The organism is Paraburkholderia sp., from assembly GCF_026225065.1.
GTDB lineage: Bacteria > Pseudomonadota > Gammaproteobacteria > Burkholderiales > Burkholderiaceae > Paraburkholderia.
The window spans coordinates 1-11802 of record NZ_JAMFSB010000069.1 but is presented as its reverse complement, the minus strand read 5'-3'; the positions used below and the strand labels follow the sequence as shown (position 1 = coordinate 11802).

Annotated in this window: 13 protein-coding genes and 1 tRNA gene; 6 read left to right on the top strand and 8 right to left on the bottom strand. The window is 61.3% G+C overall.

What is annotated here, in order from left to right; translation table 11 throughout:
* Positions 1 to 1162, bottom strand: a 1162-nt coding sequence (locus M0954_RS05380; RefSeq protein WP_297352016.1) for an MFS transporter, incomplete at its 3' end; no start/stop codon positions are given.
* A 78-nt stretch (positions 1163 to 1240) separates the two neighbouring features.
* Positions 1241 to 1732: a MarR family winged helix-turn-helix transcriptional regulator gene (locus M0954_RS05375; protein WP_220795431.1), complete on the bottom strand. Its 492-nt coding sequence runs from the start codon at positions 1730 to 1732 to the stop codon at positions 1241 to 1243.
* Positions 1733 to 1938: 206 nt separating this feature from the next.
* On the opposite strand from M0954_RS05375, the gene M0954_RS05370 reads away from it, so the two are divergent.
* Positions 1939 to 3879, top strand: a complete 1941-nt coding sequence (locus tag M0954_RS05370) for an AI-2E family transporter (RefSeq protein WP_297352015.1) — start codon at positions 1939 to 1941, stop codon at positions 3877 to 3879.
* Positions 3880 to 3882: 3 nt separating this feature from the next.
* Entirely contained in the window at positions 3883 to 4389 is a 507-nt protein-coding gene (locus tag M0954_RS05365; RefSeq protein WP_122151979.1) for a YgjP-like metallopeptidase domain-containing protein, read from the top strand.
* A 64-nt stretch (positions 4390 to 4453) separates the two neighbouring features.
* Here M0954_RS05365 and M0954_RS05360 read toward each other — a convergent pair whose 3' ends face one another.
* The 5 genes from M0954_RS05360 to M0954_RS05340 all read right to left on the bottom strand — a co-directional run bounded on the left by M0954_RS05360 (position 4454) and on the right by M0954_RS05340 (position 7332).
* On the bottom strand, positions 4454 to 5305 hold the full coding sequence (locus M0954_RS05360) for a helix-turn-helix transcriptional regulator (RefSeq protein ID WP_122151980.1): 852 nt from the start codon (positions 5303 to 5305) through the stop codon (positions 4454 to 4456).
* A 177-nt stretch (positions 5306 to 5482) separates the two neighbouring features.
* On the bottom strand, positions 5483 to 5722 hold the full coding sequence (locus M0954_RS05355) for a hypothetical protein (RefSeq protein ID WP_122151981.1): 240 nt from the start codon (positions 5720 to 5722) through the stop codon (positions 5483 to 5485).
* A 134-nt stretch (positions 5723 to 5856) separates the two neighbouring features.
* Positions 5857 to 5931, bottom strand: a tRNA-Arg gene (locus M0954_RS05350).
* A 142-nt stretch (positions 5932 to 6073) separates the two neighbouring features.
* Complete coding sequence (locus M0954_RS05345) at positions 6074 to 6904, bottom strand: undecaprenyl-diphosphate phosphatase (RefSeq protein WP_122151982.1); 831 nt, start codon at positions 6902 to 6904, stop codon at positions 6074 to 6076.
* A gap of 275 nt (positions 6905 to 7179) precedes the next feature.
* Positions 7180 to 7332, bottom strand: a complete 153-nt coding sequence (locus tag M0954_RS05340; protein WP_183143206.1) for a hypothetical protein — start codon at positions 7330 to 7332, stop codon at positions 7180 to 7182.
* Positions 7333 to 7516: 184 nt separating this feature from the next.
* On the opposite strand from M0954_RS05340, the gene M0954_RS05335 reads away from it, so the two are divergent.
* From M0954_RS05335 to M0954_RS05325, 3 genes are all read left to right on the top strand, one after another.
* Positions 7517 to 8437 carry an aldose epimerase gene (locus M0954_RS05335; protein WP_123388571.1) on the top strand — a complete coding sequence of 307 codons (921 nt, stop codon included), beginning with the start codon at positions 7517 to 7519 and terminating at the stop codon, positions 8435 to 8437.
* A 195-nt stretch (positions 8438 to 8632) separates the two neighbouring features.
* Entirely contained in the window at positions 8633 to 9361 is a 729-nt protein-coding gene (locus M0954_RS05330) for a peptidoglycan DD-metalloendopeptidase family protein (RefSeq protein WP_297352013.1), read from the top strand.
* Between the two features lie 117 nt (positions 9362 to 9478).
* The gene (locus tag M0954_RS05325) at positions 9479 to 9814 is read left to right on the top strand and encodes a hypothetical protein (RefSeq protein ID WP_297352011.1); all 336 of its coding nucleotides are present in this window, start codon (positions 9479 to 9481) and stop codon (positions 9812 to 9814) included.
* Between the two features lie 769 nt (positions 9815 to 10583).
* On the opposite strand, the gene M0954_RS05320 is transcribed toward M0954_RS05325, so the two are convergent.
* Positions 10584 to 11294 carry a pentapeptide repeat-containing protein gene (locus M0954_RS05320; protein ID WP_122151985.1) on the bottom strand — a complete coding sequence of 237 codons (711 nt, stop codon included), beginning with the start codon at positions 11292 to 11294 and terminating at the stop codon, positions 10584 to 10586.
* Between the two features lie 200 nt (positions 11295 to 11494).
* On the opposite strand from M0954_RS05320, the gene M0954_RS05315 reads away from it, so the two are divergent.
* On the top strand, positions 11495 to 11802 hold a 308-nt coding region (locus M0954_RS05315; RefSeq protein WP_297352010.1), incomplete at its 3' end, for a DUF2288 domain-containing protein.

The following is an 11802-nucleotide window of genomic DNA, read 5'->3' as shown; positions in this document are numbered from 1 at the left end:
CCATCCCCGCCCGCTCCACAGGAATAACGGTCATGCCGACTTTGGCGATCTGTCCGTTCAGAATACCGGCGCCCACTGATGCGATCAGCATGCTTTCGAAGATCGCCGGATAGTGGAAGAGCGTGATTCTAAGGGCCGTGAGCAGGAGGCCAACACCCACACAAGCGAGGCCGATCACGAGCAGGGTACGTCCGGACAGGCGATGGTCCAGATACAGCGCAACCACGCGCGGAACGACAAACAAGGGCACAGCAAGCGGCAGCATCAATAGCCCGGCGGTCAGCGGTGCATAGCCAAGCGCGCTCTGAAAGAAAAACGGCAGATACGTGAGCATCGTCAGGAAAGCGACGGCATAGGAGACGCCCGCAATGTTCGCTCCAAGATACGTGCGGCGGGCAAGATACTTCAGATCGACCATGGGTCTGGTTTGGACCGATTCCACAACCAGAAAGGCAATCAGCATTGCGACGGCAACACCCAGTTCGACGAGAACCGACCTGCTTAGCCATCCTGCACGATTGCCTGAAATCAGCGCCAGCGTGAGCAGGCCGAGAAACCCGCTAAACGTCAGAACACCGGCTGTGTCGACACGCATGGCATGCGGGTCTTTCGACTCGGTCACCGCATACAGCGTCAACGCGATCATCGCGACGCCAACCGGCAGGTTCACATAGAAGGCCCACTGCCAGCCGAAAAATTGCGTGATCAGGCCGCCAGCTACCGGACCGAGCATGATGGCGACGCCAATCACCGAACCCCAGAATGCAAACGCGCTGGCGCGCTCCTTGCCCTGAAAACTATGCGACAGGATCGCCAGTGCGGCGCTCAACTGGAGAGCCGCGCCAACGCCCTGCAAGGCGCGGGCGTAGTTGAGCAGCGTGGTCGAATTCGCGGCGCCGCAAATGCCGGAAGCCAGCGTAAAGACGGTAAGCCCGAGCACCAGCATCCGCTTGCGACCGAAACGATCGGCGAGCGCACCCGCCGGCATGACCAGCGTGGCGAAAGCAAGCGTGTAGGCACTAATCACCCACTCGATGGCCGTGAAATCCGCATGTAACGAGCGTGCTATCGAGGACAGCGAGACCGCAACGATGTTGGAGTCCAGGTTGATCATGAACGACGGCACGGACACGCACAGCAAGACCAGCAACCTGTTTTGCATTTCGACCACCTGTGGGATGCATCGCGGTTTCTGCGGCTCGCCGTCTGACTTCAGCATCGGCGCAAAGCGCGCAACTGTTTACGAAATTGAATGAAACACCGTCGTCATGCGCTCCGAAAAATCCGGCGACGCGATCAGATCGAGGGTTGACCGGAGTTGCGCTGCACCGTCCTTCCCGAAGGCATCGTCGAAGCTGAGCTGGACTTTCTTCCAGATCGCCCGCGCCTCTTCCAGTTTGATGCGGCCGTCTTTCGTCAGATGAACGCGGCGGCTGCGGCGGTCCAGTTCGTCCACCACCAGTTCCACCAGACCATCCCGGATCAACGGCTTTAGCGTGTGGCCAAGCGCCGACAGGTCCATCACGAGGTGCTCGGCCAGCACACGCATGGTGGGTGTACCGACGCGATCGATCTGCACCAGCAGCGAGTACTGCGTTGCGCGAAGGCCGCATGCCTCGAAAGCATCGTCATAGATTTGTCCCATGCGCCGTGCCGCCCGGCGGATCGCCGCATTGATGCAGACGCTCGAGCTCTTGTGACGCTGTTCAGACGTCCGCGGATGAGTTTTCATGGCACGCTCGAATTACAGGTATATACCACTATTGTAACGCAAGAACACGAACAGGCAACCTCAAAGCACACTTGATGCGACGACGGACAAGGTGGCCCCATCACCTGAAGCTGCCCCTCGGGCGTGTGGATTGCTATGCTCCGCAGTTGTATCCTCAAATTCCTGAGGAAGCGGTTACGCTTCCCGCCAACCCGAATGTCGCCAAAATGAAGATTTCGTTGCCGCCCCCCGGACGGCCAAACCGCGTGTACCCACCGGGCTCGCCCAGCCTGCACGGCCTCGCGTCGGTGATTACCGGTGTTGTGGTGGTATGCGGGCTGTATTTCGGCCGCGCAGTCCTGATTCCGATCACGCTTTCAGTGCTGCTCAGCTTTCTGCTGGCCCCACTGGTGGCGTCGCTGCGGCGTCTGCACATGGGTCAGTTGCCGTCGATCTTCATTGCGGTGTTCTTCGCGCTGGCCATCGTGCTCGGCGCGGGTGCGCTGATCACATCGCAGATCGTCCAGTTGGCGGCCGATCTGCCGCAGTATCAGGTGGCTATCGAGCAAAAGATCGAGACCGTGCAGGAAAAGACCGTCGGCCGCGCCGATGTCCTGCTCGGCAGGGCGGCGCTCACGCTGCAACGGGTCGCGCCGTCGCGCCCGGCAGCGCCGCGTGGTTATGGCAAAGCCAGCCGCAACGCGCCTCAGGCGCCCATGCCCGTCGAGGTGCACGAGCCCGCGCTCACGCCGATGCAACTGGCCCAACGGGCGTTTTCGCCAGCTATCGCGCCGCTCGAGACCACCTTCATCGTGCTGGTGGTCACCATCTTTATCCTGCTGCAGCGCGAGGATCTGCGCGACCGACTGATCAGCCTGTTCGGCTCGCGCGACCTGCACCGCACCACCACCGCGATCAACGACGCAGCGAGCCGCCTGAGCCGCTACTTCGTCGCGCAACTGGGTTTGAATCTCAGCGTGGGGGGCGTGCTCGCCGTCGGTCTCGCGGGTATCGGCGTGCCGGGCGCGCTGCTGTTCGGGGTCGTCGCCGCGCTGCTGCGCTTCGTGCCGTATATCGGCATCTGGATTGCCGCATTGCTGGCGGTGTGTCTCGCTGCCGCCATTCAGCCGCAATGGACCATGGCGGTGTGGACGCTGGTGCTGTTCGTGGTGGTCGATCTGGTGGCCGGTCAGGTGGCGGAGCCGTACCTGTATGGCCGACGCTCCGGCCTCTCGCCGCTCGCGGTAGTGGTTGCCGCAATCTTCTGGAGCTGGCTGTGGGGGCCCGTGGGTCTCGTGCTATCGACGCCGCTCACGCTGTGCCTCGTTACGCTGGGCCGCTATGCGGACCGGCTCAACTTCCTGACGATCCTGCTTGGCGACCAGCCAGCCCTGACGCCGGCGCAGACCTTCTACCAACGGCTGCTGGCGGACGATCCCCACGAGGCGATTGTGCAGGCGGACCGGCTGCTCGGCGAGATGTCGGTGGTCGATTACTACGATCAGGTTGCGCTCGAAGGGCTGAAACTTGCTCGCAACGATGCGCTACGTGGCGTGCTGACAGCGGAGCAACTGGTGCGCTTTAACGAGGCGGTGATCGACATCATCGAGAACCTCGAAACGGTCGAAGGCCTGTCAGACGGAATCGCATCGCCTGACGTCGCCGCCGACGACGCCCACGCTCACGGCCGCACCGAACCGCACTATGGCGGTGGTTTACAAGCCGCGGACGCAATAGGCACTGTGGACGGCGCCGTGGTGCTGTGCATCTCGGGACGCGGCGCATTCGACGAAGTGGCCACGGCCATTGCCGCGCAACTGCTGGGACGGCAAAACATCACCACGATCGCCACGACCTACGAGCAATTCCGCAGCGCACGCGGCGAAGTGCGAACCCCGCAGGAAGGCGATGGTGCGGCCATCATCTGCATCATTTCGCTAGACGCGGCCGAGTCGCCGCCGTATTTGCGCAACCTGCTGCGCCGCATACGCAATCAACCCGTGCCAGCTACGGTGATTGTCGGTCTCGGTGGATTATCGGAGAGCGACCCGGAGAGCGCGGCGGCCACCAACGCGCGCAATGCGAACACGTTCCGCGATCTGATCGAGGAATGCCGGGCGTCGGCGTTGGCGACGAATCGTCAGGAGCACGCTCAAGGGGCGGCCTGAGTCATGCAGCATCTGAAATATCTGAGCGCCTACCCGGCCGCACTACAGGAGAAGGTTCGCCGACTGATCGCGGAAGAGAAACTGGCTGCCTACCTCGCCGACAAATATCCGCGCCGACATTCGGTGCAAACCGACCGCGCGCTCTACGAGTATGTCGCGGAGTTCAAGCGTGAATTCGTGCGCAACGGCCCATCCATCGACAAGGTCCTCTACGACAGCAAGCTCGATGTGCTGCGACACGCCTTGGGACTGCATACGACCATCTCACGAGTCCAGGGCGGCAAGCTCAAAGCGAAGAAAGAGATTCGCATTGCGTCTCTCTTCAAGGACGGCGCGCCCGAATTCCTGCAGATGATCGTCGTGCACGAACTTGCGCATCTGAAGGAAAGCGACCATAACAAGGCGTTTTACCGGCTTTGCGAGTTCATGCAGCCGGGCTATCACCAGACCGAGTTTGACCTGCGGCTTTATCTGACGCATCGCGATCTCGTCCGCGAGCGGTCTGCCTGAGCTTCGTTCTACGAATCTTTTTCGCAGAACGAAACTCAGATCATGTCCTTGTCAGTCGCACCGGTCAGCGGGCCGACGCGTGGCCAACCAGTTGAACGTGCAACTGCTCGGTCGCCTCATCAGCCGGAAACATGCTTTCGATACGCAACTCCTGCATGGCGACGGTCTGCGGCGTCCCAACCGTGGTGATCATCGAGAAGTAATTGAGCGGCTTACCATCCTTCAGGAAACTGAGCGGTATCACCGGCATCGCAGGATTGACGGGAACCGCGCTGAGAGCCACGGGCGATTTCCAGTCGGTCTTCGTCCCTGGATAGGCCATTAGCGTAGCCAATAGCGCCTGGGTTTGTTCATCGATCACGCGCCCTACGGACTCCCGGTAAACGCGCTGGATCAGACTCTTTGCCACGTCTTCCCATTTGTCGATAAACGGCCGCATGCCATCCGGATCGAACATCAGGTGCAGAAGGTTGCGCGGTTTCTTGCGCGCGGACATGTCGATAAAGCAGTTGAAAAAACGCGGCGCAAAATCATTGGCCATCACGACGTTCCAGTAGCGATCCATCACGACCGCCGGATACGGTTCGTGCTGGCGCAACATACGTTGAATCGCATTCTTCACGCTCTGCGTTTCGAGTACATTCAATGGATCGTCCGGATACGCCGGTGCATAGCCTGCGGCCAGTAGCAACGTGTTGCGCTCTCGCAGAGGAACGTCCAGCGCTTGCGCGATGTTCATCAGCATCTGCCGGCTGGGGACGCTGCGCCCGACTTCGACGAAGCTGATATGACGTTGCGATACGCCCGAGTCGAGCGACAGATCCAGCTGGCTTTTGTCGCGCACGGCGCGCCAATGGCGTAAGAGCGCGCCCAGTTCAGTTCCGGGCGGGCTTGCATGGGCGTCTGTGGTGTTCATATTGCTCACCGTCGCGTAGATGTCGGACGGTCTACTATGACAGCCGACATCGTCAGCAACAAGGCGTCGAGGTTCAAGACTGCGTGCAGAGCCGCAACGGCGAAGCCCTTCTCTGCGCAATCCATCCACGCGTCGCGCCAGCGGGTGAAATGACTCCGCCGGCGCAGGCCCCGCCAACTAATGCAGATTGCAGAATGCGCCGGTCTGGACATCGATCCACAGCATCTGTCCATCCGTCCTGTGGCTGTACACCAGCGCGCGAGATTCGCGCTGGCTGCGCAAAAAACCCAGCACCGCACGAAGCGTGTGCTTGCCGCGGTAACGCAAAGAGCGCGTGGTGTCCCCGCTGCCGATGACAATCACGATCGGGTTGATACGCACCTTTTGTGCGATCAGATCAGGCGTTGCTGCAGACATATGAGCCTCCGTGTTTGGGGTGACACACGGGATAACGTCGACGGCGCTGCGAGCTTGAGCTTGCGGAAGGGGCGGTAAGGAAAAGGGCTTTGTGAGGCGTGTGAAGCGCGCATCGGCGACGCTTGCTGCCTGGGTGGCCCCCCCACGAGGAATCGAACCTCGATTTCAGGTTTAGAAGACCCGTGTTCTATCCGTTGAACTATGGGGAGGCGAAACTGAAATTTTAACCGCGCGGCGAGCACCACCGGCACGCAGGGGGCGGATTATACCCGATGCTGCCGCGCGGCCCACTGCACCTGCTGCGGCAAGCATCCGGTAAATCCCAGCATAGTCGTCAGACTGACCGTGCGCTCAAACCGGCTGCGTATGCAGCATGAACCAGCCAAGACAGACGATGCCCGCAATCACGCAGTACACGCCGAAGCTCGCCAAACGCCCGCGTCCTTCGAAATAGCGCATCAGGAAGCGCACGCTCAGATACGCGGCAATCGCGGTCAGCACGCCGCCGAGCAGGGCATCGCCTAGCTGGCCCGGCGCATGAAACAGCTTCGGAAGTTCGAGCACGCCAGCGGCAAAAATGATCGGTGTGCCGAGCAGGAACGAAAATTCCGCCGCCTTCTCCGCCGTCAGACCCGCGGCGTTACCGGCGATCATCGTCAGACCGCTGCGCGAAAAACCCGGAATCAGCGCGCCGATCTGTGCCAGCCCAACGAAGAACGCCTGACGAAACGTCAGTTTCTCCGGCGCTTGATGCACGCGCGCACGCTGCAGACGGTCGCCGAACCACAGCAGCACGCCGTTGACGATCAGCGCAATCGCTACGATGCGCAAGTCGTGGAACAGCCGCTCGAGGCGCTTTTCCAGCACCAGCCCGACGATGCCGGCCGGAATTGTCCCGATGATTAGCGCCCACATCATATGGGCATCGTCGTTGCGGCGGCCGCCGAGCGACGCGAAAAAACCGCTGATCAGCGCGACCCAGCGCTTGCGGAAGTACCACAGCAGCGCGAGCGCAGTGCCGAGGTGCAGCGCAACGAGGAACGGCAGCAACTGCGGCGCATGCTCGTCAATATGCATGCCGAACAGCGCGGGCACGAGCAGGGTGTGACCGAGGCTGCTGACGGGAAACAGTTCCGTGACGCCCTGCAGCACGCTCAGAAAAATCAGAAACGACAAGCTCACGCGGCGGTCCTTTTAGTGAGTGAAGAATCAAGGAGCAGCACGCCGGCCTATGGAGCCGACGCCTGGAAGCGCACCGATTATGCCTGGCCGCTATGTCAGCGCCAAGCGTTTGAGCGACGTTAGGGGAAATTTTGATGCATTGCGTCACAACTCGAAACGGTTGTTACGCCTCTGCAAGCCATTTGGCGCGCGTGTGCTGCGAACCTGAGCAGGTGACTAACGGGATCGATCCGCGTCGCAGCGGGCGACGCGGCAAGCAAGAAGGACGCTAACGTTCAGCGATCGAGCTTGTAGAAGAAGTAGACTGTGCTGACGGCAAACATGCCGAACAGGGCCACGCCCATTGCCATTGCGAGATCCATGAGGCCTCCGGAAGTCGTGCGGCCCGAAAGGTTAAATGACCGGGCAGTGGGACGGATTATCGTCAAGCTTACCGGTCGTGCGAACCCGTAATTGCCCGGGAAGGGTTTCCCCGTAGGCCAAACGGGCGCAAAATTGGCTCCGGACCGCGTGCCGTAGCTCTGCCTATCGGCGCAGGTGATCGTCGCAGCCAACCGTGGCAGTCCCGTTGCAGTCCACCGTTTTAACCGCTCCTAACCACAACCGTTCACCATGGCCCAATTCCAGCATCAGGACATCCTAGAGATCGCCGATGGCGCCTCGCTGCTTCGCATCGCGCCGCAAGCCGGCGGACGGCTGCTGTCGTGGCATATCGACGGCCAGCAGGTGATCCATTGGCCCGACGTGGCCGACTGGAGCCAGCCCCCGAAGATCCGCGGCGGCAATCCTTTGCTGTTTCCGTTTCTCGGACGACATCGTGTAGACGGCCAGATTGGCCGCTGGCGCGACGCCGAAGGGACGGTGCGCGACCTGCCGATGCACGGCTTCGCGCGCGACCTGCCGTTCGCCGCAAGCGTCGAACCGGCCTCTGCGACGCACAGCACGACGGTGCGCATGACGCTCGCCGACAGCGACGCCACCCGCGCCGGCTACCCGTTCGGCTTCCGCTTCGAGGCCGCCTACCGGCTTGCAGACGACCACACGCTCGACGTCGAGCTGACCACAGTCAACACCGGCGACGCACCGCTGCCCTACTACGCCGGCCACCACTTCTACTTCTCGCTGCCGCACACACAGCGCAGTGAGACGGTGCTCGAGCTGCCGCATACCCAGCGTCGCTATCAGCAGGCGGACGGCTCGATCAGCGCGCCCGAACCAGGTGAGCCGAGCTACACGCTCGACGAGACGCTGATCCTCGACCGCTTCCATTGCCTCGACGGCGTGCCTGAGCGGCCCGTGCGACTTGTCGCGCCAGGCCTGAACCGCACGATCACAATCGACCTGCAACGACCCGGCTCTGTGCCTTGGTACGCCGTCACTACCTGGACTGAGGCCGCGGAGTCGGACTTCTATTGCATCGAGCCATGGCTCGGTCTGCCCGACGCGATCCACAACGGCCTGGGCCTGCGCTGGCTCGAACCGGGCCAGACGGAAACCGCCGCGTTGCGTATCACTGTCGGCGCCCTGCGCTGATCCGCCATGCACCTGCCGGCTGCGCACGAGCCATGCGGGCCGCCCGGCGGCGCCTGGACGCCGAGCCACGCCGTGCCGCTCCTGCGGCGCGATCCCAATTGACGTGCTGCGGTGCAAAACCGTTAGAATCGGTCATTTTTTTGCCCATCTGTCGCGCAATCGGGATCGGCGCGCGGCAGCGCTTTGCGAGGTCCAATGTTGGGAACAAGAAGAATTAAACGGCTCGCTTGCGTGTCGTTACTTGCAGTGCTCGTCGCGTGCGGGTCTGCGCCAGTCGGTCCGGGGTTCTATCGTGTCGAACGCGGCGATACTTTGCTGAAGATCGCCCGCAGTAACCGGGTATCGGTCCAGAGCATCGTGCGCTGGAACAACCTGTCGAATCCGGACAGCATCGAGGTCGGTCAGGTGCTGCGCGTGGTGCCGCCTGGCAATTCGGCGCCGATCACCTCCGCGACAGCAAGCAGCGGCTCCTACAGCGGTCGTGGCAGCGCGGCGGCGCCGGCAGCAGCCCCGCGCAGCGCGCCCAGCGACGTGTCGCCGACCCCCGCGCCGGCCTCGTCGATCTCGCTCGTGTGGCCGACCAACGGCACCGTGGTGCGCCGCTTCGACGGCTCGAACTCGAAAGGTATCGATATCGCCGGCAGCGCAGGCACGCCGGTCGTCGCGGCGGCCGCGGGAACCGTGGTGTACGCCGGTAACGGGCTGCGCGGCTACGGCAACCTGCTGATCCTCAAGCACAATGCAGATTATCTGACCGCCTACGCGCACAACCGCGTGCTGCTCGTGAAGGAAGGTCAGAGCGTGACCCAAGGCGAGAAAATCGCAGAAATGGGCGATAGCGACACGGATCGCGCCATGCTTCACTTCGAGTTGCGCTATCAGGGCCGCTCGATCGACCCATCACGTGCGCTTCCGGCACGTTAATTGCGGCTACAGGCAGTCCGCACGGCACTCCGAGTACCGTGTGATGTTCCTTCCTGCACCAGACGATGCGGCGGCGATCCACCGCATCGGTCACCCACATTCCATGAGGAGCCTCCGATGAAATCTGGATGGACCCCATCCGCAACGGCCCTCGCGGCCGTGGCTGCAAGCGTTGCCGCCCTGACGCTCGTGAGTCTTGCCGGCTGCGCCAGTTCCACCAAAATGACCTACCTCCCGAGCGGAGACACAGGCTTTGCCATCAACTGCAGCGGGAGCGATGCGAGCGAGAGTTGGGCCGAATGTTACAAACGCGCCGGCGAAGTATGTGGTTCGTATGGCTACGACGTAGTCTCAAAGGACGTCGACAACGGTGCTACCTCAGGTGGCTCGATTGGCGGAATCCTCGGTGCGAACGTCAAGAACCGCTCGATGGTGGTTCGCTGCAAGCAATGAGCGCAGGTGGGACCGGCAAGCGGCGCTGCACGACTCGACGCCGCTATCCGCTCCACGACAATCCGTGTTCCGGTCATGTCTTTATGACCGGCTTAAAGCGGTGTTGGCACGCTCATATGCTTTAACCGAGAGTTCTCATTTGGCGTGAATTAGACTGCTATAAATATCACCAAATGCAATTCATCTGATCGCCTGACGAAAAAAAGCCCGGCTCGAGGCCGGGCTAACGGGGGTTCGGCGCATATCGGTAAAGGACCGGTTCACCATGCGCCAAAACCGAATCTATCAACGGCGGCAGGGGCATGCAATCGATTAATTTCGCAAAAAATGTGCTTCGCCGCACGGAATACGCATTCCGTGAACGAAAATTAATGAGATAGTTCGAATAACGCGATTCAAATGAAACGGAATGACGGGCTTTGGGGGATCGCCATCAACCCCGCCTGGACAACATGAAGTCCTTACTGGCATTGCGTTTTGGGGCAACGCCGTACCGCACGATTGAGCCACGTTCCGATTTAACTGTCAAATCCCGAAAGCATTTTTCCAGTGATTACTGGCGCTTCTTTGCCTTGCTTGTCTTTGCTCGTCGTTGGTGCGAAGGCGCACGTTCCAGTTGTATTTAATCGCAGGCCTCAACCATTCGCATAATGCGACTTTTCAGTTATTCTGGATTAATTCGCATCTCGCGTAGCATTTTAGCCATTTTTTATCGGTTAAATCCGCCTAGATAAAGCACTTGCGAGCCGCCATCCGCTGACTCGGCGAATCACAAGACGCGCAACCCCAGTTCAGTCACCAACACGGCAGCCTGCTGGTGGGAAATCGTCGCGCCGCGAAACAGTCCCGCGTCCACAAGACGCACGCCACTCAGATCGGCGAGGCGGAGGTCCGCGCCATCGAAACGGGCGCCTTTGAGGTTTGCGTCCTTGAGGCTGCCGCCTTCGAACAGCGCTTCCCGGAAGTCGGCGCCGGCGAGGTCGGCATCGGAGAAATCAAGCTCCTGCAGCGTGGCTTTGCGAAACGACAGGCCGCGCAGATGCGCGCCCACCAGCAGCGTCTCGACGAACGTCAGGCCCAACGCGGTGCACGCCTCGAAGTTCGCGCCCGTGAGCTTGCATCCGGTGTAGTTGACTGAAGCAAGCTTGGCGCGGCGCCAGCTCGTATTGTTAAGATCGCTCGACTGAAACACGGCATCGACGAGGTCCGCCGAGCCGAAATCCGCCTGCCGCCCACGGCAACGCAACCAGCGGCTTTGTGTCAACGCTGCGCCGAAAAACGAAGTCTCGACGATCGTGCAGCGATGAAATTCGGCGCTACGCAAATCGAGCCGCGACAGGTCAGCACTCTCGAAATCGCAGTCTTCGAATCGAAGCGGACCACGGGTAGCGGCGAGCAATCGCTGCACGTCCTCACGTGCAAGAGTTGCATCGGCGACGGTGTGAACACCTGCGGCAGGCGTCGTAGAATTGAGCGACATGAAAAAGTTGTTCCCGTTCGACCGGCGCGTGCCGGACCCAAAAACCGTGGTGATCCACTGAAGTTAAAGCGAAAAGGCCGAACGCCGAGTCGCCGAAAACGGCAAGCGTACCGGAACGCGCCGTCGCTGTGGAGGGCGCTCTACGATGGTTTATAGTAACGGCCGCCTGACAACCACCGCTTTCAACACCACCTGATCCGATGACTTCGAACGACGCCGCCCACAGTCCGCTTTACCTCTCGCTACTCGCGGAAACCGCGAAAATCGGCTGGCCAGAGCTCGAACGCTTCTTTGCGCGTGGCATCCTGCTGCACGTCGCGCGCGACGTCGATCTGGTCAGTGTCGCCGAAGCGATTGCCAGCGACGATACGGCCCAGGTTACGCAGTGGCTCTCGGCGGGCATCGTCGAGCGCATGCAGAGCGAAACCGCCGCGGATTTCGCCGCGCGCGATCCAAACCTTTGGGCGGTGGTGGTCTCGCCGTGGGTTTGTGTGCAGGAACGTGGTTG

What these genes read in the sequence shown, in the direction of transcription:
- M0954_RS05375 (WP_220795431.1), bottom strand. Translation starts at nt 1,732, where the DNA reads ATGAAAACTCATCCGCGGACGTCTGAACAGCGTCACAAGAGCTCGAGC.
- M0954_RS05370 (WP_297352015.1), top strand. Translation starts at nt 1,939, where the DNA reads ATGAAGATTTCGTTGCCGCCCCCCGGACGGCCAAACCGCGTGTACCCA.
- M0954_RS05365 (WP_122151979.1), top strand. Translation starts at nt 3,883, where the DNA reads ATGCAGCATCTGAAATATCTGAGCGCCTACCCGGCCGCACTACAGGAG.
- M0954_RS05360 (WP_122151980.1), bottom strand. Translation starts at nt 5,305, where the DNA reads ATGAACACCACAGACGCCCATGCAAGCCCGCCCGGAACTGAACTGGGC.
- M0954_RS05355 (WP_122151981.1), bottom strand. Translation starts at nt 5,722, where the DNA reads ATGTCTGCAGCAACGCCTGATCTGATCGCACAAAAGGTGCGTATCAAC.
- M0954_RS05335 (WP_123388571.1), top strand. Translation starts at nt 7,517, where the DNA reads ATGGCCCAATTCCAGCATCAGGACATCCTAGAGATCGCCGATGGCGCC.
- M0954_RS05330 (WP_297352013.1), top strand. Translation starts at nt 8,633, where the DNA reads ATGTTGGGAACAAGAAGAATTAAACGGCTCGCTTGCGTGTCGTTACTT.
- M0954_RS05325 (WP_297352011.1), top strand. Translation starts at nt 9,479, where the DNA reads ATGAAATCTGGATGGACCCCATCCGCAACGGCCCTCGCGGCCGTGGCT.
- M0954_RS05320 (WP_122151985.1), bottom strand. Translation starts at nt 11,294, where the DNA reads ATGTCGCTCAATTCTACGACGCCTGCCGCAGGTGTTCACACCGTCGCC.